Annotated in this window: 23 protein-coding genes and 1 other RNA gene; 15 read left to right on the forward strand and 9 right to left on the reverse strand. The window is 67.2% G+C overall.

What is annotated here, in order from left to right; translation table 11 throughout:
- Positions 1-64: 64 nt before the first annotated feature.
- The gene (pepQ, locus tag ACZK08_RS15900) at positions 65-1,396 is read left to right on the forward strand and encodes a Xaa-Pro dipeptidase (protein ID WP_065181689.1); all 1,332 of its coding nucleotides are present in this window, start codon (positions 65-67) and stop codon (positions 1,394-1,396) included.
- 532 nt (positions 1,397-1,928) lie between these two features.
- Here the strand turns inward: pepQ and ACZK08_RS15905 are convergent.
- Positions 1,929-3,251: an aminopeptidase P N-terminal domain-containing protein gene (locus tag ACZK08_RS15905; protein ID WP_111186809.1), complete on the reverse strand. Its 1,323-nt coding sequence runs from the start codon at positions 3,249-3,251 to the stop codon at positions 1,929-1,931.
- Between the two features lie 5 nt (positions 3,252-3,256).
- On the reverse strand, positions 3,257-3,805 hold the full coding sequence (locus tag ACZK08_RS15910) for a UPF0149 family protein (RefSeq protein WP_053519828.1): 549 nt from the start codon (positions 3,803-3,805) through the stop codon (positions 3,257-3,259).
- A gap of 153 nt (positions 3,806-3,958) precedes the next feature.
- On the opposite strand from ACZK08_RS15910, the gene ACZK08_RS15915 reads away from it, so the two are divergent.
- The 8 genes from ACZK08_RS15915 (at position 3,959) to ACZK08_RS15950 (ending at position 8,029) form a co-directional block, all read left to right on the forward strand.
- Positions 3,959-4,180 carry a TIGR02449 family protein gene (locus ACZK08_RS15915; protein WP_005410898.1) on the forward strand — a complete coding sequence of 74 codons (222 nt, stop codon included), beginning with the start codon at positions 3,959-3,961 and terminating at the stop codon, positions 4,178-4,180.
- Complete coding sequence (locus ACZK08_RS15920; protein WP_053519829.1) at positions 4,177-4,473, forward strand: cell division protein ZapA; 297 nt, start codon at positions 4,177-4,179, stop codon at positions 4,471-4,473. Before ACZK08_RS15915 ends, ACZK08_RS15920 begins: the two co-directional genes overlap by 4 nt.
- A 98-nt stretch (positions 4,474-4,571) precedes the next feature.
- Positions 4,572-4,757, forward strand: a non-coding RNA gene (gene ssrS, locus ACZK08_RS15925) — 6S RNA.
- Positions 4,758-4,840: 83 nt separating this feature from the next.
- A complete protein-coding gene (locus ACZK08_RS15930; protein ID WP_065181691.1) occupies positions 4,841-5,434 on the forward strand; it encodes a 5-formyltetrahydrofolate cyclo-ligase in 594 nt (197 codons plus the stop codon).
- The gene (locus ACZK08_RS15935) at positions 5,431-5,910 is read left to right on the forward strand and encodes an EVE domain-containing protein (RefSeq protein WP_053519831.1); all 480 of its coding nucleotides are present in this window, start codon (positions 5,431-5,433) and stop codon (positions 5,908-5,910) included. The genes ACZK08_RS15930 and ACZK08_RS15935 overlap by 4 nt, the downstream gene beginning before the upstream one ends.
- A 22-nt stretch (positions 5,911-5,932) precedes the next feature.
- A complete protein-coding gene (gene rpiA / locus ACZK08_RS15940) occupies positions 5,933-6,580 on the forward strand; it encodes a ribose-5-phosphate isomerase RpiA (protein ID WP_065175077.1) in 648 nt (215 codons plus the stop codon).
- A 23-nt stretch (positions 6,581-6,603) separates the two neighbouring features.
- Positions 6,604-7,050 carry a DUF192 domain-containing protein gene (locus ACZK08_RS15945; RefSeq protein ID WP_053519833.1) on the forward strand — a complete coding sequence of 149 codons (447 nt, stop codon included), beginning with the start codon at positions 6,604-6,606 and terminating at the stop codon, positions 7,048-7,050.
- 133 nt (positions 7,051-7,183) lie between these two features.
- Positions 7,184-8,029 carry a SirB1 family protein gene (locus ACZK08_RS15950; protein ID WP_053519834.1) on the forward strand — a complete coding sequence of 282 codons (846 nt, stop codon included), beginning with the start codon at positions 7,184-7,186 and terminating at the stop codon, positions 8,027-8,029.
- Positions 8,030-8,068: 39 nt separating this feature from the next.
- Here ACZK08_RS15950 and ACZK08_RS15955 read toward each other — a convergent pair whose 3' ends face one another.
- Positions 8,069-8,293 carry a rubredoxin gene (locus tag ACZK08_RS15955; RefSeq protein WP_053519835.1) on the reverse strand — a complete coding sequence of 75 codons (225 nt, stop codon included), beginning with the start codon at positions 8,291-8,293 and terminating at the stop codon, positions 8,069-8,071.
- Positions 8,294-8,327: 34 nt separating this feature from the next.
- On the opposite strand from ACZK08_RS15955, the gene thiE reads away from it, so the two are divergent.
- Positions 8,328-8,954, forward strand: coding sequence for a thiamine phosphate synthase (gene thiE / locus ACZK08_RS15960; RefSeq protein ID WP_065181692.1), 627 nt, complete (start codon positions 8,328-8,330; stop codon positions 8,952-8,954).
- Between the two features lie 15 nt (positions 8,955-8,969).
- Positions 8,970-10,259: a glutamate-1-semialdehyde 2,1-aminomutase gene (hemL, locus tag ACZK08_RS15965; protein ID WP_065181693.1), complete on the forward strand. Its 1,290-nt coding sequence runs from the start codon at positions 8,970-8,972 to the stop codon at positions 10,257-10,259.
- Positions 10,260-10,418: 159 nt separating this feature from the next.
- Here the strand turns inward: hemL and azu are convergent, their stop codons facing one another.
- Positions 10,419-10,868 (reverse strand): azurin, encoded by a 450-nt coding sequence (azu, locus tag ACZK08_RS15970; RefSeq protein ID WP_050509801.1) that lies wholly within the window; start codon positions 10,866-10,868, stop codon positions 10,419-10,421.
- A gap of 123 nt (positions 10,869-10,991) precedes the next feature.
- Between azu and ACZK08_RS15975 the strand changes: the two genes are divergently transcribed.
- On the forward strand, positions 10,992-11,594 hold the full coding sequence (locus ACZK08_RS15975) for an HAD-IA family hydrolase (protein ID WP_065181694.1): 603 nt from the start codon (positions 10,992-10,994) through the stop codon (positions 11,592-11,594).
- Between the two features lie 110 nt (positions 11,595-11,704).
- Here ACZK08_RS15975 and ACZK08_RS15980 read toward each other — a convergent pair whose 3' ends face one another.
- Entirely contained in the window at positions 11,705-12,931 is a 1,227-nt protein-coding gene (locus ACZK08_RS15980; RefSeq protein WP_065181695.1) for an acetylornithine transaminase, read from the reverse strand.
- A 63-nt stretch (positions 12,932-12,994) separates the two neighbouring features.
- Between ACZK08_RS15980 and ACZK08_RS15985 the strand changes: the two genes are divergently transcribed.
- Positions 12,995-13,867 carry an ion transporter gene (locus ACZK08_RS15985; protein ID WP_053519846.1) on the forward strand — a complete coding sequence of 291 codons (873 nt, stop codon included), beginning with the start codon at positions 12,995-12,997 and terminating at the stop codon, positions 13,865-13,867.
- 105 nt (positions 13,868-13,972) lie between these two features.
- Here ACZK08_RS15985 and ACZK08_RS15990 read toward each other — a convergent pair whose 3' ends face one another.
- Both ACZK08_RS15990 and ACZK08_RS15995 read right to left on the reverse strand, forming a co-directional pair.
- Positions 13,973-14,953 (reverse strand): YiiG family protein, encoded by a 981-nt coding sequence (locus tag ACZK08_RS15990; protein WP_065181696.1) that lies wholly within the window; start codon positions 14,951-14,953, stop codon positions 13,973-13,975.
- Between the two features lie 76 nt (positions 14,954-15,029).
- Positions 15,030-15,848: an SDR family oxidoreductase gene (locus tag ACZK08_RS15995; protein ID WP_065181697.1), complete on the reverse strand. Its 819-nt coding sequence runs from the start codon at positions 15,846-15,848 to the stop codon at positions 15,030-15,032.
- Positions 15,849-15,956: 108 nt separating this feature from the next.
- On the opposite strand from ACZK08_RS15995, the gene ACZK08_RS16000 reads away from it, so the two are divergent.
- On the forward strand, positions 15,957-16,640 hold the full coding sequence (locus ACZK08_RS16000) for a hypothetical protein (protein ID WP_065181698.1): 684 nt from the start codon (positions 15,957-15,959) through the stop codon (positions 16,638-16,640).
- A gap of 34 nt (positions 16,641-16,674) precedes the next feature.
- Here ACZK08_RS16000 and ACZK08_RS16005 read toward each other — a convergent pair whose 3' ends face one another.
- Both ACZK08_RS16005 and ACZK08_RS16010 read right to left on the reverse strand, forming a co-directional pair.
- Positions 16,675-17,163, reverse strand: a complete 489-nt coding sequence (locus tag ACZK08_RS16005) for a DUF2867 domain-containing protein (protein ID WP_428992319.1) — start codon at positions 17,161-17,163, stop codon at positions 16,675-16,677.
- Positions 17,164-17,177: 14 nt separating this feature from the next.
- Positions 17,178-17,840, reverse strand: coding sequence for a serine/threonine-protein kinase (locus ACZK08_RS16010; protein ID WP_065181700.1), 663 nt, complete (start codon positions 17,838-17,840; stop codon positions 17,178-17,180).
- Between the two features lie 85 nt (positions 17,841-17,925).
- Between ACZK08_RS16010 and ACZK08_RS16015 the strand changes: the two genes are divergently transcribed.
- On the forward strand, positions 17,926-19,923 hold the full coding sequence (locus ACZK08_RS16015; protein WP_065181701.1) for a bifunctional DedA family/phosphatase PAP2 family protein: 1,998 nt from the start codon (positions 17,926-17,928) through the stop codon (positions 19,921-19,923).
- The last annotated feature ends 8 nt before the right edge of the window (positions 19,924-19,931 follow it).

Genomic DNA, 19,931 nt, shown 5'->3' on the forward strand with positions numbered 1-19,931 from the left:
CGGCACAGCGGTTTCTGCCGGTATGCGGCAGAATCTAGGGCCGTTTCCGTGTCGAGCCACCGCAATGATCCAGCAAGACCCCGGCGCCCTGTATCCCGATCACCTGGCCGTGCTGTGCCGACGCGCCGAGCAGGCGCTGGCGCGCGGCGGCTTTGATCACCTCGTGGTGCCCAGCGGCACCCTGCACTACCAGGTTTTTGATGATCGCGACTATCCCTATGCGGTGAATCCGCAGTTCAAGGCATGGTTGCCGCTGACGCGCGTGCCCAACAGCTGGATCGTGTTTACGCCCGGCAAGCGGCCGGTGGTGATCTTCCATCAGCCGTTCGATTACTGGCACGTAGTGCCGGACGCGCCGAGCGGCTGGTGGGTGGAGCACTTCGACATCCACATCATCCGCACGCCGGATGAAGCGCTGGCGTTGCTGCCGGCCGATCCGTCGCGCTGCGCGATCCTGGGTGAGCCGCAGAGCGCACTGGGCAGCCACGTGCCGAACAATCCTCCGGCGGTGGTGAATTACCTGGAATGGCACCGTGGCAGCAAGACGCCCTACGAAATCGCCCTGATGCGCCAGGCACAGGTGCTGGGCGTGCGCGGCCATCGCGCCGCCGAAGCCGCGTTCCGCAACGGTGCCGACGAGTTCAGCATCCACATGGCGTACTGCCAGGCGGTGGGCCAGGACGCCAATGAACTGCCCTACGGCAACATCGTGGCGTTGAACGAGCACGCCGCCGTTCTGCACTACACCGAACTGGGCCGCAAGGCACCGCAGCCGCTGCGCAGCTTCCTCATCGATGCCGGCGCCAGCGCGCACGGCTACGCCAGCGACATCACCCGTACCTACGCGGCGCACGGCCACGACGAATTCGCTGCGATGATCGCTGCCGTCGATGCCGCCCAGCAGCAGATGTGCGCGGCGGTGCGCCCGGGCGTTGATTACAGGACGCTGCACGTGGACGCGCATCTGTCGCTGATGGGCGTTCTGAAGGACTTCGGCGTCATCAGGGTATCGCCGCAGACCGCGCTGGAAACCGGCGTCAGCGCCGCATTCTTCCCGCACGGCATCGGCCATCTGATCGGCCTGCAGGTGCATGACGTGGCCGGATTCGCCGCCAGCGACGAAGGCGGCCGGATCGAACGTCCGGCGGGTCATCCCTACCTGCGTCTGACCCGCGTGCTGGAACCGGGGATGGTGGTGACCATCGAGCCGGGCCTGTACTTCATCGACATGCTGTTGAACGAGGTCAAGGACGCCGGCCATGGCGATGCGATCAACTGGGAGCGCGTGGACTTCTTCCGTCCGTATGGCGGCATCCGCATCGAGGACGAAGTGCTGTGCACCGATGGCGAAGCGGACAACCTGACGCGACCGGAGTTTGCGGCAGCCAACGGCTGAGCCCCTCGTGGTTGGCCTCAAAGGTAGAGTCGACTGTTAGTCGACTGGCATCATGCGTGATGCGCGCTTGGCGGGGCGGGTAGGCCATGCAGGGGACGCTGCAAGTACGTCCCTGCATGCCCCCCCGCCCCACCTCTGACAGTCTTCTGCGCGCATCCAACCACGGAAAAGAAGAAAGAAAAGCAAAAGCGGGTCGCTCGCTGCGCTCGCTCTGTGTCGACCAAGGTCGACACCTACCAGCAGCCGCAATTACCGGTAGATCCACGCCATGCGTGGATGATTCATTCGATATCTGACAGATGTGCCGACCAACGGTCGGCCCCCACCAACAGCCGCGTGAACCTGTCGAAGGCGGGGCACTGTGGGTTTGCGGGGTGTGAGCCGCATGGATGCGGCGACCAAGCCTCCAGGGATGGATTCACGGCGTCCCCGCAAACCCACAGTGCCCCGCCATCCCACGGATAGCCCGCTGTTGCTGTTGCTCCAGCTGTTGCGTCTGCGGGTGCAGGGCTGCAAGCCCTGCCGGCAACCCTCAACCCGCCATCACCGCTTCGATCTCGTCCGCACTCCGCGCCAGCCCTTCGGTCAGCACGCGATGGCCATCGTCGGTGATCAGCACATCGTCCTCGGTGCGGATGCCGATGCCACGCCAGCGCGGCTCCACCGTCGTATCGTCCACGCCGATGTACAGGCCCGGCTCGATGGTGAATGCCATACCAGGCTCCAGCAGCCGCGAGTCGCCGGCCAGGCGGTAGTCACCCACGTCGTGCACATCCAGCCCGATCCAGTGGCCGGTCTTGTGCCGGTAGAAACGCTGGTACAGGCCTTCGGAAAGATTCTTCTCCAGCGTGCCCTTCAGCAGGCCGAGCCGCAGCAGGCCTTCGGTCAGCGTCTGCACCGCCGCCAGGTGGCCGGCTTCGTAGGGTACGCCGGGCCGGGCCTGGGCCAGCGCCGCCGCCTGGGCCTGGCCGACCAGATCATGCAGCGCGCGCTGCTCGGCGCTGAAGCGCCCGTTCACCGGGAAGGTACGGGTGATGTCGCTGGCGTAGCCACGGTACTCAGCACCGGCATCGATCAGCACCAGCTCGCCGTCGCGCGCACGCCCGTTGTTGTCGCGATAGTGCAGGATGCACCCGTTGCGGCCGGCGCCGACGATGCTGCAGTACGCCGGCACCGCATCGCTGGCACGGAACACGCGCTCCAGTTCGGCCTGCAGTTCGTACTCATGGATGCCCGCCTTCGCCGCCTTCATCGCTGCCAGGTGCGCACGCACGCTGATCTGGGCGGCGTGCTGCATCAGCGCCACCTCCGCGCCGGACTTGAACAGGCGCTGCTCATGCAGCAGGTGGCCCAGCTCCAAGAACTCGTGCGGCGGCTGCGCACCGTGGCGCACCTGGGAGCGGACACGGTTGACCCAGCCGATCAGCTTCAGGTCGAAGTCCGCATCACGGCCGAAGTGGTAGTAGACGCGCGAGCGTCCCTCCAGCAGGCCCGGAAGGATGTCGTCCAGATCATCGATCGGATAGGCATCGTCCATGCCGAACTGCGCCACGGCGCCCTCCTGGCCGGCGCGGCTGCCGTCCCAGGCCTCGCGCTCGGCATCGCGTTCGCGGCAGAACAGGATCGCCTCGCCGTGACGACGCCCGGGAATCAGCACCAGCACGGCTTCCGGCTCCGGGAAGCCGCTCAGGTACTGGAAGTCCGAATCCTGCCGGTACGGGTAATGGGTATCCAGGCTGCGCACCTTCTCGGACGCGGCGGGCAGCACCAGGATGGCGTCTTCGCCGGCCATGTCCATCAGCTGCCGGCGACGACGCTTGTACTCGCCGGCCGCGATGCCGGTGCGCTGCTTGATGTCCATCAGTTCAGGCGCTGCCGGTGGCGCGCGGCCAGCACCACATCGCCGTGCAGCAGCAGCACCGCCACGCGGATGAATTCCTCGATCTCCGACAGCGCCTCATCGTCGTCCTCGCCACCCGCCTCGAAATCCTCGCTGGAAGCACGCGCCAGGCTGGCCATGTCGGTCAGCGCCTCTTCGCCCTCTTCGGACAGGGCCGGACGACGGCCGCCACTGCCCAGTCCGAATCCACCCAGGAAGGCGCGGGTCCAGCTGAACATGGCGTCGGCCTGCGCAGCCACGTCCTCGCTGTCGCTCAGCAGCAGCTCGAACGCGAAATCGCGGTCCTCCAGCTGCTTGATGGTGGCCTGCAACAACTGCCCGAGGGCGCTGTCGGCCGCCACCGGCGGCAGGCTGTCGTCGGCCAGCACACGCGCCGGCCAGTCGTTGCCGGGAGCTCCACCGGCGGCCAGCCAGCCGCACAGGCCGCCATGCAGCTCGGCAGCGGTGGCGCCCAGGCCCAGGTCCTGGCTGGCGCGGGAAACGTCGTCGACGGAGGGAAGTTCGGTCATCGTGCGGCTCGTTCGGAGAAGGAAACCCCGAGCGCGCACGCGCGCGCCCGTGAGCCCTGTAGTGTAGCAACCCGATAGCGACCTCCCCGTGGCCATCGGGGCCTGCTGCGACAGCGCTTGACCGCCCAGACCCGGCTTGCCTATCGTGCCTGCATGGAACCCGCCGATCCCCTTGCCCAGCTGCAGGACTTCGCCGCCCGCGTGGAAGCGTTGCTTGAACGCAACCAGCGCCTGGCCGAAGAGAACCGCAGCCTGCGCCACCAGCAGGAACAGCTGGTCGCCGAGCGCTCGACGCTGCTGGCCAAGAACGAACAGGCGCGCTCGCGGGTGGAAGCGATGATCAGCCGGCTCAAATCCCTGGAGCAGCACACATGAGCGCCGAACCGGTCAGCGTCCGCATCCTCGACCGCGAGTACACCGTCGGCGTGGGTGCCGATGAACGCGACAGCCTGATGGCGGCCGCGCGCCTGCTCGACGCACGGATGCGCGAGATCCGTGGCAGCAACCGCATGGCGGCGGTCGACCGCATCGCGGTCCTGGCGGCACTGAATCTGGCCCATGAACTGCAGCTGCTGCGTGACGAGAACGCCCGCCAGGCCGTGGCCCTGCAGCAGACGCTGGCCGACCTGAACCGGCGGCTGGACCGCGCCATCGACGGCAATCCCTGACAGATCGCGCGACACGCGTCTTCTCATTTCTGAATTGGCACGGACTGTTGCCGACGAACGGCCTATCCAGATCAGGACCGGCCGCTATAATGGCCCTGCGTTCTCTGCGGTACTCGACGGCATGTGCAAACATTCGCCTTGTCCCTTAAGAACGACACCGGGAGCGCGACAGCGCCGGGAGTGCAGGTCCGCCTTGTAGCGGGAAGCCCGATGGTTCTCCAGCGTTCCCACTTGAGCCCCCGGGTTCAAGGTCGTTTCGCATGCATCGACATTGCGGAGAATGCAATATTCCAGCAAGGGCGGCGTCTTCGGGCGTCGCCCTTGTTCTTTCCGGCACAATGACGGCTGTTCCTTGCCGCACGCTGCCATGACCGACCCGCGCCAGGCCCTGCGCCACGACCTGCGGCAACGCCGCCGCGACCTTTCCGCCAGCGAGCGCATCGCCGCCGCCGATGTCCTTGCCGATGGGCTGCTGGCGTTGCCGTTTGCGCCGCTTCACGGCTACGTTGCCGGCTATTGGGCGCTGGACGGTGAGATCGCGCTGCATCGCTGGCAGCTGCAGCTGCCCGATGGACTCACCTACTGCCTGCCGGTGCTGGCCGGCGACACGCTGCGCTTCGCGCCCTGGCGGCCCGGTCAGCCCCTGACCGGCAACCGCTACGGCATTCCGGAACCGGACGTGGCCGTGGAAGACACGCTGGAACCGGCGCAGATGGCGCTGGTAGTGACCCCGCTGGTGGGTTTCGACACACAGTGCCGGCGGCTGGGCATGGGGGGCGGCTGGTATGATCGCAGCTTCGCCTTCCGCCACGACCGGCCGGCGCCGCCCTGGCTGGTCGGTGCTGCCTTCGCGGTGCAGCAGGTCGAGTCCTTGCCGGTGGCGTCGTGGGACGTGCCGGTGGATGCGATCTGCACCGAAGCCGGCACCCTGTTCCCCTCCGCTGCCCCCGTGAACGCATGACCGCCCGCAAGCGCTATTGGCTGATGAAGTCCGAGCCGGACGCCTTCTCCATCGATGACCTGGCCCGGGTCAAGGTCGAGCCGTGGAACGGGGTACGCAACTACCAGGCGCGCAACTTCATGCGCGATGGCATGCAGGTCGGCGACGGCATCCTGTTCTACCACTCCAATACCAAGGTCCCCGGCATCGTCGGCCTGGCCACGGTCGCCAGCCCGGCCTACCCGGACGATACCCAGTTCGACCCGAAATCCGACTACCACGACCCGAAAAGCACGCGCGAGAACCCGCGCTGGATGCTGGTGGACGTGGCCTTCGACCGCAAGCTCAGGCAGGTGATCGCGCTGGACGAGATCAAGCTGCACGCTGAAGCGCTGGGCGAGGGCTTCCCGCTGGTTGCCAAGGGCAACCGCCTGTCGGTGTTCCCGGTGACCGCCGCGCAGTGGAAGCTGCTGCTGTCGCTGGAAAAGAAATCCTGATTCCCTGCTGAGAGTTCCTCCCATGTCCGAAGCCAAGCGCCTGGCCGCCGAGAAAGCCATCGAGTACGTCGAAGACGGCATGATCGTCGGTGTCGGCACCGGTTCCACCGTCGCCTATTTCATCGATGCGCTGGCGCGCATCCAGCATCGCATCAAGGGTGCGGTGTCCAGCTCGGAACAGAGCACCGCGCGCCTGAAGCAGCACGGGATCGAGGTGATCGAGCTGAACCACACCGGCAACCTGTCGCTGTACGTCGACGGCGCCGACGAGTGCGATCCCGGCAAGTGCCTGATCAAGGGCGGTGGCGCTGCACTGACCCGCGAGAAGATCATTGCCGAGGCCAGCGAGCGCTTCGTCTGCATCGTCGACCCGAGCAAGCAGGTCCCGGTGCTGGGCAGGTTCCCGCTGCCGGTGGAAGTGATTCCGATGGCACGCAGCCTGGTGGCCCGGCAGATCCGCGACATGACCGGGGGCCAGCCGACCTGGCGCGAGGGCGTGGTCACCGACAACGGCAACCAGATCCTGGACATCCACAACCTGCAGATCACCGATCCGGAAAAGCTCGAGCGCGAACTCAACCAGCTGCCGGGCGTGGTCTGCGTCGGCCTGTTTGCCCGTCGCCGTGCCGACGTGGTGATCATCGGCGGCGAACCGCCGGTCGTGCTCTGACCCTCACGCGAAGGATCCTGACGATGTCGCTGCTGCGTTCGCTGCTGATGCTTCCCTTGCTGGCCCTGGCCGGCTGTGCCACCGATGCGGCCCGTCACTGGGTCGAACTGGACGGCGCCCGCTACCACGTGGAGCTGGCAACCAATGATGAGACCCGCGCACGCGGGCTGATGTTCCGCGACCAGATGCCCGTTGACCACGGCATGCTGTTCATCCATGACCGCGAGGAAATGCAGGCGTACTGGATGAAGAACACCAAGATCGCGCTGGACATCCTGTACTTCGACAGCCAGCGCAGGCTGGTGAGCCAGCAGCGCGACGTGCCGCCCTGCTCGGCCGGCGACATGTGCCCGCCCTATCCCAGCGGCGGCCCGGCCCGGTACGTGCTGGAACTCAACGCCGGCCAGGCCGAGAAGCTCAAGCTGAAGGATGGTACCGAACTGACCTTCGGCCCGGGCATCGAGAAGTAGGCCCACGGGGCCCGGCGGCCGGCCGGCACCCCGGTCGGGGTCGGATCCCTTTCGCACGCGGACGGGATCTGCCCCCTGGATTTTTCACGCCACACCGCTTGAATCCGTCTGCGATTGCCGCCAGTCTGTGACCATGCCGGACCGGATCACACTCCCCGACTGGGATGCACTGGCCGACCTCGAAGACGAGGCGCTGCCGTTGTTGCCGACCGCGCTGCTGATCGCGCGCGATGAATATCCGGATCTGCAGCCGTCCACCTACGACGCGCTGATCCAGAGCCATGTCGACCACCTTCGCGCCGAAGTGGACAGCATCGAGCGCAGTCCGCTGAAAATGGCCGCGATCAATCGCCACCTGTTCGACGAACTGGGCTACAGCGGGGACCACGACGAGTATTACGATCCGCGCAACAGTTATCTCAACCAGGTATTCGAGCGCAGGCTCGGCAATCCGATCTCGCTGGCGTTGGTACAGATGGAGGTCGCGCGGCGGCTGGGCATTCCGCTGGACGGCGTGTCCTTCCCCGGCCACTTTCTGGTGCGCCTGCCGGTGGATGACGGTGTCCTGGTGATGGACCCGTTCAACGGCGGTCGGCCGCTGGATGTGGACGAACTGCGGGAGCGCGCAAAGTCACATCTGGGCGGGCAGATGCCCGACGACCAAGTGCTGGCGCAGATTCTCGATCCGGCACCGTCCCGCGCGATCCTGATGCGGATGCTGCGCAACCTGCACGGCGTGTATGCCGAGGCCGGTGAATGGGACCGTGCCGCGCGCAGTGCCGACCGCCTGCTGAAGCTGGCGCCGGAGCAGGACGACGCCCTGCGCGACCGGGGCCTGGCCTACCTGCAGCTGGAGTACCTGACGGGAGCCCGGCACGATCTGGGGCAGTACCTCAAGCGCAATCCCGAGGCCAGCGACGCGCAGTGGCTGCGCGAGAAGCTGATCGATCTGGGCGGGCCGATGCCACGGCTGCATTGAGGCGGTCGGTGCGCGGACCTGCGGCCCGCCCCACGTCCGTCAATCGACCTCGACCATCTCGAAATCGGCCTTGGTGACGCCGCAGTCCGGGCAGGTCCAGGTGTCCGGAATGTCTTCCCAGCGCGTGCCCGGCGCAATGCCCTCTTCCGGCAGGCCGTCGGCCTCGTGGTAAAGGAAGCCGCAGACCACGCACATCCAGGTACGCAGGGTGGTGGGGGTGGCGTCGCTCATCGGATAATCGGGGTTGAATTCACGGGCCGCCATTGTCCCATCGCGGTCCACTCACCGGTAGCCATCGATGACCTCTGCTTCCCCGGCGCCCCGTGGCGTCTACCTCATCACCCCGGATGAGCCCGACACCGCACGCCTGCTGGCCCGCACCGCGCCCTTGCTGGCCGCCGGCGCCACCTGGCTGCAGTACCGCAACAAGACCGCCAGCGACGCGCTGCGGCTGGAACAGGCCACCGCACTGCAGGCGCTGTGCGCAGAGCACGGCGTGCCGCTGATCGTCAATGATGACCCGGTACTGGCCCGGGCCGTGGGCGCAGCCGGCGTGCATCTGGGCGGTACCGACGGCGACATCGCCAGCGCGCGCGCCCTGCTCGGTGCCGACGCCATCATCGGCGCCTCCTGCTACGACCAGCTGGCCAACGCCGAGGCCGCCGCAGGCGCTGGCGCCAGCTATGTGGCCTTCGGCGCCTTCTTTCCGACCACCACCAAGATCACCACCAGCCGTGCCCACATCGATCTGCTGCGGCAGAGCGCCGCACTGGGCGTACCGCGGGTGGCGATCGGCGGCCTGACGCCGGACAATGTCGGTCCCCTCATCGAGGCCGGCGCCGACCTGGTGGCCGTGGTCAGCGGCATCTATGCCGCACCGGACCCGGTCGCCACCCAGCGCGCCTACCTCGCCCAGTTCCGGTAACACCCAGGAAACCCGATGAACCACGACCAGTCCCACGCCCTGTTCTCCCGTGCCCAGCACTTGCTGCCGGGCGGCGTCAATTCGCCGGTCCGCGCGTTCAAGTCGGTCGGCGGCGAGCCCTTCTTCGTCGAGCGCGCCGATGGCGCCTACCTGTACGACGTGGACGGCAACCGCTACATCGACTATGTCGGTTCCTGGGGTCCGATGATCGTCGGCCACAATCATCCGGCCGTACGCCAGGCGGTGAAGAAGGCCGTCGAACAGGGCCTCTCGTTCGGTGCGCCGTGCGCCGCCGAAGTGACCATGGCCGAGACCATCACCCGCCTGGTGCCGTCCTGCGAGATGGTGCGGATGGTCAACTCCGGCACCGAAGCGACCCTGTCGGCGATCCGCCTGGCGCGCGGTGCCACCGGTCGCAACCGCATCGTCAAGTTCGAAGGGTGTTACCACGGCCATGGCGACTCGTTCCTGGTGAAGGCCGGCAGCGGCATGCTGACCCTTGGCGTGCCCACCTCGCCGGGCGTTCCAGCAGGCCTGAGCGAACTCACCCTGACCCTGCCCTACAACGACTTCGAGGCCGCCACCGCAGTGTTCGAGGCACAGGGCAGCGAGATCGCCGGCCTGATCATCGAACCGGTGGTGGGCAACGCCAACTGCATCCCGCCACGCGACGGCTACCTGCAGCACCTGCGCGAGCTGTGCACGCAACACGGCGCACTGCTGATCTTCGATGAAGTGATGACCGGCTTCCGCGTGGCGCTCGGCGGCGCGCAGGCGCATTACGGGATCACGCCGGACCTGACCACCTTCGGCAAGATCATCGGCGGCGGCATGCCGGTGGGCGCCTATGGCGGTCGCCGCGACCTGATGCAGCAGATCGCCCCCGCCGGCCCGATCTACCAGGCCGGCACGCTCAGCGGCAATCCAGTGGCGATGGCGGCCGGCCTGGCAATGCTGGAACTGGTCCAGCAGCCCGGCTTCCACGCCGACCTGGCCGAGCGCACCGCACGCCTGTGCGAGGGCCTGGAAGCTGCGGCCGCAGACGCCGGAGTGGCCGTGACCACGACCCGGGTCGGGGCGATGTTCGGGCTGTTCTTCACCAGCGAGAAGGTGGAGACCTATGCGCAGGCCACCGCCTGTGACATTCCGGCGTTCAACCGCTTCTTCCACGCCATGCTGGACCAGGGCGTGTTCCTGGCGCCGTCGGCGTATGAGGCCGGCTTCCTGTCCAGTGCGCACGACGATGCGGTGATCGAAGCGACGCTGGCCGCTGCACGCGTGGCGTTCAAGGCCGCCAAGGGCTGAGCCCTGCCCATGGCGGGCGCCAACCTTGGTTGGCACTGCCTTGCACCGTATCCACGCCTGGCGTGGATCTACTGCAACGTGTAGAGCCGAGCCATGCCCGGCTCATCGTACGCAGCGCGGAAAAGAGCAGTCGAGCATGGTGCGACGCTGCAAACGGCATCAACCAAAGACGAACGTGCCCTTCATCATCGCGAAGTGGCCGGGGAACGAGCAGAAGAAGGTGTAGTCACCGCCCTTCTGCAGGCCCTGGGTAGAGAAGCGCACGCGCGTGGTCTCGCCGCCGCCGATCACCTTGGTGTGCGCCAACACGCGCTTGTCGGCCTTCGGCAGGTAGCTGTCGGCCAGGGTCATGCGCATGCCCGCCATCGCCACCGGCTGGTAATCGGCACTGCGGGTCAGCACCCAGTTGTGGCCCATGGCAGTGGCGGCCAACTTGCCGGTGTGGCGCAGGGTCAGATCCACGGCGGTGCAGTCGGCGGCGACCTTGATCTCGCGGCTGCTGAAGCTCATCTGGTCGGTGCTGTCGATGCTTACCGCACACACACGCGCCATCGCCGACGGCGCCAGCATCAGCGCGCCCAGTCCCACTGCCACCATCCAAGCCTTCATCGTTGCCTCTCCTGCGGATTCAAGCGCCATTCTAGGCAGCCCCCCGTGGCCGCGTCTGCGACCGTCTGTCGCATGCCCACTCCAGGGTTTCCCGCACACTTGCCGCAATGGCATGCTCGGCCGATGCGGATCGACCTGTTGCTGCTGGATGTAGACGGCGTGCTGGTGCATTACCAGCGCGCGCAACGCGTGCTGCATCTGGCGAAGGCGCTGGGGGTTCCGACGCAGGCCGTGCAGGCCGCGTTGTACGACAGCGGGCTGGAAGCCGCGCATGACAATGGCTTGCTGGGCGGCCCGGCCTATCTGGCGCGATTGGGAGAGCTTCTGCACAGGACCATCGACGTGGACACCTGGACCGCAGCGCGGCAAGCCGCGAGCCATCCGCAGCGCGCAGTCCTGCAACGGCTGCGGGCCCTGCAGCTGCCGATGGCGGTGCTGACCAACAATGGCGCGCTGATGAAGCAGGCGTTGCCTTCCCTGCTGCCGGAGCTGTTCCCTGCCCTGCTGGGTCGCGTGTTCTGCAGCGCCGATTTCGGCCTGCGCAAACCGGCGCCGGAGGTGTTCCTGCGCACGCTGGAGATGCTTGATGCAGCGCCTGCGCACACGCTGTTCGTCGATGACCTGTTCGCCAACGTGCGCGGCGCACGCGCCGCTGGGCTGCACGCGGAAACGGTGCACGATGGCCGTGGGCTGGGCAAGGTGTTGAAGCGCTACCGGATCACGTGACCGCTGTAGAGCCGAGCCCATGCTCGGCTGCTGTTGCCTGACGTGGAGATGAGCCGAGCATGGGCTCGGCTCTACAGCGATTCCGCGGCAACGGGGTCAGCGCCAAGGCTTCAGCGTGCGGCGACGAACGCTGCAACAGCGGCACGCAGGCGCTTCAGGCCTTCGGCCACTTCTTCGTCGGTGATGTTCAACGACGGCACGAAGCGCAGCACGTCCGGACCGGCCTGCAAGGTCAGCAGGCCGTGTTCGGCCGCGTGATCGAGGATGGCACCGGCCTGCCCGGCGAAGTCCTTGGCCAGGACCGCGCCCAGCATCAGGCCGCGACCGCGTACGCCACTGAACACGCCGAATTCCTCGCTGATGCGGGCGAAACCATCGCGCAGCGCCTTCGACTGGCGGCTGACATTGGCGGCGATCTCAGGCGAGGACAGTTTGCGCAGCGCTACGCGGGCGACGGCAGCAGCCAGCGGATTGCCACCGAAGGTGGTGCCGTGCGCACCGAACTGCATGGTCTCGGCGACCTTCGGGCCGGCCAGCATCGCGCCGATCGGGAAGCCGCCTCCCAGCGCCTTGGCCAGGGTGACCATGTCCGGCACCACGTCATCCTGCCAGTGCGCGAACAGCGTGCCGGTACGGCCCATGCCCGCCTGGATCTCATCCAGCACCAGCAGCGCGCCGTGCTGGTCGCACAGCTCGCGCACGCGCTTGAGGAAACCGGACTTGGCCGGCATCACGCCACCCTCGCCCTGCACCGGCTCCAGCATCACCGCCGCCACGTCGCCCGCAGCCATCGCCGTTTCCAGCTGCACTTCGTCGTTGAAGTCGATGTAGCGGAAGCCACCGGGCAGCGGCTCATAGCCTTCCTGGTACTTCGGCTGGGCGGTGGCGGTCACCGCGCCCAGGGTGCGGCCGTGGAAGCTGCCGCGGAACGTGATGATCACCCGCTTGTCAGCCGGCCGCCCCTGGCTGGAGGCCCACTTGCGCACCATCTTGATCGCCACTTCATTGGCTTCGGCGCCGGAATTGCACAGGAACACGCGCTCGGCGAAGCGGCTGGCCTTCACCAGCTCTTCCGCCAGGTGCAGCGGCGGTGCGCTGTAGAACACATTGCTGGTGTGCCAGAGCTTGCTGGCCTGCTCGACCAGTGCCGCCACCAGATCCGGGTCGTTGTGGCCCAGGCCGCACACGGCGATACCGGCCGCCAGATCGATGAACTCACGGCCCTGGCTGTCCCACACGCGGGCGCCCTGGCCACGCTCCAGCACCACCTGGCGAGGCTTGTAGACCGGCAGGTAGTAGTGCGAAAGGGAGATCAGCGGGTCGGTCGCGGCGGTCATGGCAGTCGGCAGGATTCAGGAATGCCCATTCTCGCGCCGGAACCCCTGCGGCACAATGCGCCCATGCGACCGTTCTCCGCCCCCCAGCTGAACCCCGCCACCGAAACCGGCTGGCGCCGCCAGTGGTTCGACATCATCTACCGGCACGATACCCGGCCCTCGCGCAATTTCGACCTGCTGCTGGTGGTGACCATCATCGCCAGCATCCTGGTGGTGATGATCGACAGCGTGCAGCACCTGCACGCCGAGTGGTCCACCAGCCTGTACGTGCTCGAGTGGGGCTTCACCCTCATCTTCACCGCCGAGTACCTGCTGCGGCTGGCGGTGGTCAAGCGCCCGCTGCGCTATGCCGTGAGCGTGTGGGGCATCATCGACCTGCTCTCGATCCTGCCCGCGTACCTGTCGATGTTCATCCCCGGCGCGCAGAGCCTGCTGGTGGTGCGCGCACTGCGCATCCTGCGCGTGTTCCGCATCCTCAAGCTGACCCGCTACATCGAGGAAAGCGGCGTGCTGATGCAGTCACTGTGGCGCAGCCGGCGGAAGATCCTGGTGTTCCTGTTCACGGTGATCACCATCACCATCATCGCCGGCGCGCTGATGTACGTGATCGAAGGACCGGAGAATGGCTTCAGCAACATTCCTGCCAGCATGTACTGGGCGGTGGTGACCATGGCCACGGTCGGCTTCGGCGACATCGTGCCGCAGACCGTGCTCGGCCGCTTCGTCACGTCCGTGCTGATCCTGATCGGCTACAGCATCATTGCCGTGCCCACCGGCATCTACACCGCTGAACTGGCCAGCACCATGCGCGAGGCCGAGCTGGCGGCACGCCGCGATGCCCGGGGTTGCCCGCACTGCGGGCTGGAAGGCCACGAACCGGATGCACGCCACTGCCGGGCCTGCGGCAACGCGCTGCCGGAAGCCTTCAACCGCTGACCCGTACCTGCGCGGGGCGGTGAGCAGCCTGCCGCCGCTCCCGCCTTAGCGCATCTGATTGCTGGCACTGACCAGTGCGTCGGCACACTGGACTGTCACCCGGATCTACTGCCGGTTGCTCTGGAACACCAGCACGTTGTAGACATGCAGCAGTCGCCCGGCCGAACCCCGCGGGGCCATCGACGGCGAATCCAGCATGCGCCGCTCGAAGTCGTTGTACGGGGTCTTGCTGCTGACCCGCTGCAGGCGCTCCTTGCCCTCGCGACGGAAGTTCTCGGCTTCGCGCTCGAAGCTGTTCCAGTCCAGCTTGCCCGGCTCCTGATCGGCCACCTTGGCATGTGCTTCGTCGGAAATGCGATTGAAGGCCTGCAGCCGTTCATCGGCCTGCGCCGGATCGAAATCGTCGTCGCCCATCAGGTCCATGATCGCTTTCGCTTCCAGCATCATCGCCAGCCGGTAGTACTCGCGGGTGCGGCCCTCGGCCTGTTCCAGCGCCTTGAGGTGCTCGCGCTGGGCAGCATCGTTCTGGCGTTCCAGTTCAACGTTGAACGTTTCGCTGGCGCCGGCGAAGGCCTTGAACGCCGCCATCAGCGGCGCGTGCAGCTGCTTGCCCTTGGCGAACTGGTCGTCCTCGTAATCCTGGCGCTCGTAGTAGTCGTGTGCCTCATGGCTGACCGGCACCAGTGCCTTCAGCGCCTGCAGGTAGCGGCCAGCCGCCGCATCGAGTTCCGGCAGCGCGGGCTGGGCCGCGATCGCCTCGGTGATCGGTGCGTCGCACTGCTTCATGTCGTAGTCGTCGATCTCGCTTGGTCCGTACACACGGGTCTCGCGTCCGCTCGGACCGGCCTCCAGATCCTTGATCCAGCCCGTGTAGGCGCGGGCGCTGCCATGCACCTCGGAATCGACCGCGTTGAAGCAGCCGATATAGGCGTTGAGCTTGGCGGTCAGCTGCTGCTGGGCATCCTGCGTAGGCGCGGCATCGGTCTTGTCGGACGTGCCGGGCGAAGTGGACGGCTTGCCACCACAGGCGACCAGGGCAAGCGACAACGAGGCAGCGAGCAGCGCTGCAGTGGTACGACGGAGCATCTACGCACATCCTTGTTGAAAACGATTACAGCCGCGAATTCTATCGCAGTTGGCCGATCATGACACTCGCATCGGATCAGTCGAGGAACAGATCCGGCACCAGCGGCCGCGACGGATCCACCGCGTAGCCGGACAGGTCGGTGATGCCGGCCTGTGCCAGCACCTCGTCATCGATCAGGAACTGGCCGTGGAAACCCGCGGCTTCGCGTACCAGCACTGCATGCGCGGCATCGGCCATGATCTGCGGCGTGCGGCATCCCGCCGCGTCAACGCCGGGGATCATGTTGATGGCGTCGGTGGCGATCACCGTGCGCGGCCACAGCGCATTGACCGCCACGCCCTGCGGCCCGAACTCGGCGGCAAGACCGAGGGTGACGAAGCTCATGCCCATCTTCGCCAGCGTGTAGCCGGTATGCGCACCCCACCACTTCGGTTCCAGGCTCGGCGGCGGCGCCAGGGTGAGGATGTGTGGATTCGGGGCCTGCCGCAGGTACGGCAGGCAGGCCTGTGCGCACAGGAAACTGCCACGCGCATTGACCTGCTGCATCAGGTCGAAGCGCTTCATCGGTGTCTCCAGCGTGCCGCGCAGCCAGATCGCGCTGGCATTGTTGACCAGGATGTCGATGCCACCGAAGGTATCGACCGTAGCGGCGACGGCCGCCTGCACCTGCTCTTCCTCGCGGATGTCGCATTTCAACGCCAGGCCCTGGCCGCCGGCCGCATTCACCGCATCGGCTGCGCTGTGGATGGTGCCCGGCAACTTCGGGTTCGGCACCGACGACTTGGCCGCGATGGCCACGTTGGCACCATCGCGCGCGGCACGCAGCGCGATCGCCAGGCCGATGCCACGCGAGGCACCGGTGATGAAAAGGGTCTTGCCCTGCAGACTGCCCACGTTCCAGACTCCAGCGTATGCAATGAGCGGCTAGTATGCCGCGCCGACGCGGAGTTCACCCGGTCTTGACGATACTCGGGCCTCCAGTCAACGCACGAGGTCCACGCCATGCGCCGTTCCCGTCTGCTGCTGCCTGCCCTCGCACTCGCCCTGATGACCGCCTGCCAGGGCAGCTCGCCCGAGCCCGGCGAGGAACCTGTCGCCACGGACACCCCCAGCGCGGAGAAGGCAGCGACCGATGGCCGGATGCGCTGGAGCGAGGCGGTGGTGTGGGACGGCGATCTCAACGCCTGCCGTCAGGGAGGCGATGCGGCGACGCGCGACTGCCTGCGCGATGCGATGCGAAGCGGCGGCGCCAGCTCGGATGCAATCACGGCCGCCGAGCAGCTTTCCACCGGCGGCGAACTGGCCTATGTCAGCGCGTGGCATGAGCATGACGGACTGGGCGTGGCCACGGTTGAATATCCCTTCCGCGCCAACACCAACCAAGGCACGCGCCTGGTGGATGCAGGCGGCAAGCGCATCGATGTCGATGCGGTGCAGCTGGACGATGCGCTGCGCGCCGACCCGACTGTGCAGGCAGTGCTGAAGGCCAACCCGCAGGCGACGCCGTTCGCACCGGCGCAGGCCGCAGGCACCGCACCACTGGAAGGCGGCGGTATCCGCCTGCTGTACCGCACGCCGCTGCGCGACTGCCATGCCTGCCCGGATGTGGGGCAGCTGCAGATCGGCTATGACTTCGATGCCAAGCGGAACTTCATTGGCCAGCAGCTGGTGCCGGCAACGCCCTAGCGCTCCGGTGGCGCCGGGTGCCGCCGGGCCCGGCCTACCCGTACGCGCGTACCTGCCTGCGCAGCAGATGCGGCACGATCAGCCGGTGCATCGGGTCCACCGGCAGCATGTACAGGCGCCCGAACGCGTTGTGCGTATGCACCACCGTCGCCACTTCCAGCGTGTCACCCTGCCACTGCAGCGCCAGCTGCACGTGCAGGTGCCGGTCGTCATCCTCCAGCACGATGGCATCATCGTGCAGCGACTGCAGGGTGAAAATGCCGAGCCGCTGCCCGGGACTCGGATGCTGCGCAGCCTGCACCGCACGCAGCGAACCCAGATCCTTCATCCCGAGCAGGCGCATGCCCTGGTTGCGCAGCGCCATCAGCCCGTCAAACCACGCGGGGACCGTCGCTGCCATGTCGCGATAGGCCTGCAGTGCACTGCGCCCCTGTCGATGGGTGGCGACGCGGCAGGCATGCACTAAACCCGCACCCGCCAGCTGCGGATGCAGGACGCTGGCCGCGCTCGGCAGCGTGGTCACTACGTTCCACCGTCTCACGGCTTCGGCCCCTGCCCTTCGTTGTCTTCCCAGTGCAGGATGCGCCGTGTGACGAAGCGGTAGACCGGCTTGCCGGTGGCGAACCACAGTTCGCGTACCCACGACGTGCGCTTGAGCACGCGCTTCTCCACCGGCGTCAATGACTCGCGGCAGTACATGCGTTTGTGCTTGAGCAGATGGCGCAGATCCTCGCGGGCCAGCAGGCGCATCCAGCGCGAGCGCGGATTGCCGATCACCGCCAGCTGGAAGTCGATCAGCGCCGGACGACCATCCTCGGTGACCAGCCAGTTGGCCTCCTTGGCCAGGTCGTTGTGGGCGACGCCGCGCCGGTGCAACTGCTGCAGCAGGCGCCGCGCGGCGCGGAACCAGGCGAGGTCGCCGCGCGGCGGGCGCTGGTACATGGCATCGCCGGCCATGAAACTGCGATCCAGGTGGCGGCCATCCCAATCGATCAGCTGCGGGACATCGGCCATGCCGTGGATATGGCGCAGCGCGCGTGCTTCGCGCCGCGCCAGCCACCACGCCGGCAGGCGCAGCCACAGCGGCGTCGCCCCCAGATCGCGGCGCACGAACAGCCCGTCGGGGCCCTCCATACGAAGGATGCGGCCGAAGCTATCGGCCTTCAATGCATGTGGTGGGACGTCTGGCGAATGCGGCATGGCGCCATTCTAGGCGATGCCGACGGTGGCAAACGGTCGGCAAGCGGCTGGGAACCAGTCACCTTCACGCCTTTATAATCGGGCAATGGACTCTTCATGGATCGACGCCACCCTCGCGTGGATTGCCGCTCATCCCGTGCTGGCGGGCGCGGTCATTTTTCTGATCGCGTTCTGCGATGCGGTCATCATTCTCGGCGCCATCGTGCCCGCACTGCCCCTGCTGTTCGCCGTGGGCGTGTTCATCGGCCTTGGCCAGATCTCCGGGCCGTACGCCGTCGCTGCGGCAGCGCTGGGTGCGTTCGCGGGCGACGGCATCAGCTACTGGATCGGCCGCCGCTGGGGCGATCGCCTGCGCGGCGTGTGGCCGTTCAGCCGCTACCCGCAACTGCTGGACCGTGGCGAGAACCTGTTCCGCCGCAATGCCTTCAAGAGCATTCTGGTGGCCCGCTACGTCGGCGCGATCCGGCCGTTCGTCCCCGCCATCGCCGGCATGATGAACATGCCCGCCAGCCGCTACATGCAGGCCAGCGGCATCGCCAGCATTTCCTGGGCCGTGCTGTTCCTGGCGCCAGGCTGGATCCTGGGCGAAGCCTATGACGCGGTCGCGGCCGTGGCAGGTCGCTTGGTGGTGGTGGTCGGCCTGCTCGCGGTGATCCTCAGCCTGGTCTGGGCGATCGTGCTGTACGGCTACCGCTGGTCCGCCGCGCGCATGGATCATTGGCTGTCGCGCCTGCTCGACTGGTCCAACCGCCATCCGACTCTGGGCCGTTACACGGTCGGCGTGCTCGACCCGAAGCGGCGCGAGTCGGTGCCGTTGGCGATGCTGGCACTGATGCTGCTGCTGCTCGGCTGGGGCTGGTTCGCACTGCTCACCCTGGTGGTCGCACACGGTGAACCGCTTGCGGTCGATCTGCTGGTGCACCAGGCCATGCTGGCGCTGCGCAACCCGCTGGCCGACTACCCGATGGCGGCGCTGGCCTCGCTCGGCGCATGGCCGGTACTGCTGCCGGCCACCGCCGCGGCGATGGGCTACCTGATCTGGCGCCGGCGCTGGATGGCTGCGGCGCACTGGCTGGCCGCGCTCGCCTTCGGCCTGGCCCTGACGCTGCTGCTCGGCGCGACCGTGGATGTGGTCCGCCCGGTCGACGCCAGCAGCGGCTTCGGCTTCCCGTCGGTATCGGTGACCATGGCCACCATCACCTTCGGCTTCTTCGCGGTCCTGATCGCGCGCGAGATGCCCGGCCGCACCCGCGTCTGGCCGTACCTCGTATCGGGCATCGTGGTCAGCCTGATCGGCTTCTCGCGCCTGTATCTGGGCGCACACTGGCTGAGCGATGTGATCGGCGGCATGCTGTTCGGCACGTTCTGGCTGCTGGTGCTGGGCATTGCTTACCGCCGCCGGTTCAACCGGTCGTTCTGGGTCAAACCGGTCGCCTGGCTTTTCTACGGCGTCTTCGCCGTTGCCGCGATGTGGTATGCGCCGCGCAACATCGCGGTGAAGCTGGAACGTTTCGAGCCGTCCCTGCCCGCCGCGCAGGCGATGGATATGCAGGCGTGGTGGCAGCACGACTGGTCCGCGCTGCCGGCGCGCCGCAACGAGTTCGACGATGACCAGCGCTGGCCGCTCGATGTGCAGGTCGCCGGTCCCCTGGCCCCGTTGCAGGCACAGCTGGAGGCACGTGGCTGGACGCTGCAGGAGCAGGCCGGTTGGCAGGAAGCATTGCTGATGCTGGACAAGGACACCGGTGCGGAGCAGCTGCCGGTCTTGCCGGCAACGCTGGACACGCGCGTGGAAGCATTGCTGATGGTGCGCCAGGGGGCGCGTCCGGACGAGCGCTACGTGCTGCGCCTGTGGCCGGCCGCCGTGCAGCTGCAGCCGGGCGACACGCCACTGTGGCTGGGCAGCGCACAGACCCTGCGCTACGAGCGCCACTTCCAGTGGATCGGCATGTGGCATCCGCTGCGCGGCGTGGACCCAGCCTTGAACGCGGTGAAGGACGCCGTGCAGGACCTGCCGCAACGCGAGGATGTGCACGGCGAAACCGGGTTGCCGGTACTGCGGTTGAAGACCGTCGCACCGTGAGGAGCCGC

The organism is Stenotrophomonas sp. 112478_Sma, assembly GCF_056479905.1.

Bases quoted from the DNA above. Each gene is read 5' to 3' on its own strand.
- ACZK08_RS15910 (WP_053519828.1), bottom strand. From the start codon at position 3,805: ATGACCGAACTTCCCTCCGTCGACGACGTTTCCCGCGCCAGCCAGGAC.
- ACZK08_RS15990 (WP_065181696.1), bottom strand. From the start codon at position 14,953: ATGCTCCGTCGTACCACTGCAGCGCTGCTCGCTGCCTCGTTGTCGCTT.
- ACZK08_RS16015 (WP_065181701.1), top strand. From the start codon at position 17,926: ATGGACTCTTCATGGATCGACGCCACCCTCGCGTGGATTGCCGCTCAT.
- ACZK08_RS15980 (WP_065181695.1), bottom strand. From the start codon at position 12,931: ATGACCGCCGCGACCGACCCGCTGATCTCCCTTTCGCACTACTACCTG.
- ACZK08_RS15950 (WP_053519834.1), top strand. From the start codon at position 7,184: ATGCCGGACCGGATCACACTCCCCGACTGGGATGCACTGGCCGACCTC.
- thiE (WP_065181692.1), top strand. From the start codon at position 8,328: ATGACCTCTGCTTCCCCGGCGCCCCGTGGCGTCTACCTCATCACCCCG.
- ACZK08_RS15945 (WP_053519833.1), top strand. From the start codon at position 6,604: ATGTCGCTGCTGCGTTCGCTGCTGATGCTTCCCTTGCTGGCCCTGGCC.
- pepQ (WP_065181689.1), top strand. From the start codon at position 65: ATGATCCAGCAAGACCCCGGCGCCCTGTATCCCGATCACCTGGCCGTG.
- ACZK08_RS16000 (WP_065181698.1), top strand. From the start codon at position 15,957: ATGCGCCGTTCCCGTCTGCTGCTGCCTGCCCTCGCACTCGCCCTGATG.
- ACZK08_RS15915 (WP_005410898.1), top strand. From the start codon at position 3,959: ATGGAACCCGCCGATCCCCTTGCCCAGCTGCAGGACTTCGCCGCCCGC.
- rpiA (WP_065175077.1), top strand. From the start codon at position 5,933: ATGTCCGAAGCCAAGCGCCTGGCCGCCGAGAAAGCCATCGAGTACGTC.
- ACZK08_RS15935 (WP_053519831.1), top strand. From the start codon at position 5,431: ATGACCGCCCGCAAGCGCTATTGGCTGATGAAGTCCGAGCCGGACGCC.
- ACZK08_RS15955 (WP_053519835.1), bottom strand. From the start codon at position 8,293: ATGGCGGCCCGTGAATTCAACCCCGATTATCCGATGAGCGACGCCACC.
- ACZK08_RS15985 (WP_053519846.1), top strand. From the start codon at position 12,995: ATGCGACCGTTCTCCGCCCCCCAGCTGAACCCCGCCACCGAAACCGGC.
- hemL (WP_065181693.1), top strand. From the start codon at position 8,970: ATGAACCACGACCAGTCCCACGCCCTGTTCTCCCGTGCCCAGCACTTG.
- ACZK08_RS16010 (WP_065181700.1), bottom strand. From the start codon at position 17,840: ATGCCGCATTCGCCAGACGTCCCACCACATGCATTGAAGGCCGATAGC.
- ACZK08_RS15975 (WP_065181694.1), top strand. From the start codon at position 10,992: ATGCGGATCGACCTGTTGCTGCTGGATGTAGACGGCGTGCTGGTGCAT.
- azu (WP_050509801.1), bottom strand. From the start codon at position 10,868: ATGAAGGCTTGGATGGTGGCAGTGGGACTGGGCGCGCTGATGCTGGCG.
- ACZK08_RS15920 (WP_053519829.1), top strand. From the start codon at position 4,177: ATGAGCGCCGAACCGGTCAGCGTCCGCATCCTCGACCGCGAGTACACC.
- ACZK08_RS15930 (WP_065181691.1), top strand. From the start codon at position 4,841: ATGACCGACCCGCGCCAGGCCCTGCGCCACGACCTGCGGCAACGCCGC.